The organism is Methylobacterium symbioticum (assembly GCF_902141845.1).
Lineage (GTDB): Bacteria > Pseudomonadota > Alphaproteobacteria > Rhizobiales > Beijerinckiaceae > Methylobacterium > Methylobacterium symbioticum.
The window spans coordinates 1-1,197 of sequence record NZ_CABFPH010000232.1 but is presented as its reverse complement, the minus strand read 5'-3'; the positions used below and the strand labels follow the sequence as shown (position 1 = coordinate 1,197).

At 66.0% G+C, this 1,197-nt stretch carries 1 protein-coding gene; it reads right to left on the bottom strand.

Going from position 1 to position 1,197, the window contains the following annotated elements; genetic code table 11:
- Nucleotides 1-5: 5 nt before the first annotated feature.
- Nucleotides 6-1,196 (bottom strand): elongation factor Tu, encoded by a 1,191-nt coding sequence (gene tuf / locus MET9862_RS29010; protein WP_142586316.1) that lies wholly within the window; start codon nt 1,194-1,196, stop codon nt 6-8.
- Nucleotide 1,197: the final 1 nt, after the last annotated feature.

Below are 1,197 nucleotides of genomic sequence, written 5' to 3'. Positions count from 1 at the left end.
GAGGCTCAGTCGTTGATGGCGGCGACGACGCCGGCACCGACGGTGCGGCCGCCCTCGCGGATGGCGAAGCGCAGCTTCTCCTCCATGGCGACCGGGGTGATCAGCGTGACGTCCATGGTCACGTTGTCGCCCGGCATCACCATCTCGGTGCCCTCGGGAAGCTGGCACACGCCCGTCACGTCCGTGGTCCGGAAGTAGAACTGCGGGCGGTAGTTGGTGAAGAACGGCGTGTGGCGCCCGCCCTCCTCCTTGGTCAGGATGTAGGCCTCGGCCTTGAACTTCGAGTGCGGCTTCACCGAGCCCGGCTTGCACACCACCTGGCCCCGCTCCACGTCCTCGCGCTTCGTGCCGCGCAGCAGAACGCCCACGTTGTCGCCCGCCTGGCCCTGGTCGAGCAGCTTGCGGAACATCTCGACGCCCGTCACCGTCGTCGTCGTGGTCGGGCGGATGCCGACGATCTCGACCGTCTCGCCCACCTTCACGATGCCGCGCTCCACGCGACCCGTCACCACCGTGCCGCGGCCCGAGATCGAGAACACGTCCTCGATCGGCATCAGGAACGGCATGTCGATCGGACGCTCCGGCTGCGGGATGTAGCTGTCCACCGTCTCCATCAGCTTCAGAACGGCTTCCTTGCCGATCTTCGGCTCCTTGTCCTCCAGCGCCATCAGGGCCGAGCCCTTGGTGATCGGGATGTCGTCGCCGGGGAAGTCGTACTTCGACAGAAGCTCGCGCACCTCCAGCTCGACCAGCTCGAGAAGCTCCTCGTCATCGACCATGTCGACCTTGTTGAGGAACACCACCAGCGCCGGAACGCCGACCTGACGGGCCAGAAGGATGTGCTCGCGCGTCTGCGGCATCGGGCCGTCGGCCGCCGACACCACCAGGATCGCGCCGTCCATCTGCGCCGCGCCCGTGATCATGTTCTTCACGTAGTCGGCGTGGCCGGGGCAGTCCACGTGCGCGTAGTGACGGTTCGTCGTCTCGTACTCCACGTGCGCCGTCGAGATCGTGATCCCGCGCGCCTTCTCCTCCGGAGCCTTGTCGATCTGGTCGTACGCCGTGAAGGTCGCCCCACCCGACTCAGCCAGAACCTTCGTGATCGCCGCCGTCAGCGACGTCTTGCCGTGGTCAACGTGGCCAATCGTGCCAATGTTGCAGTGCGGCTTCGAACGCGAAAATTTTTCCTTGGCCATC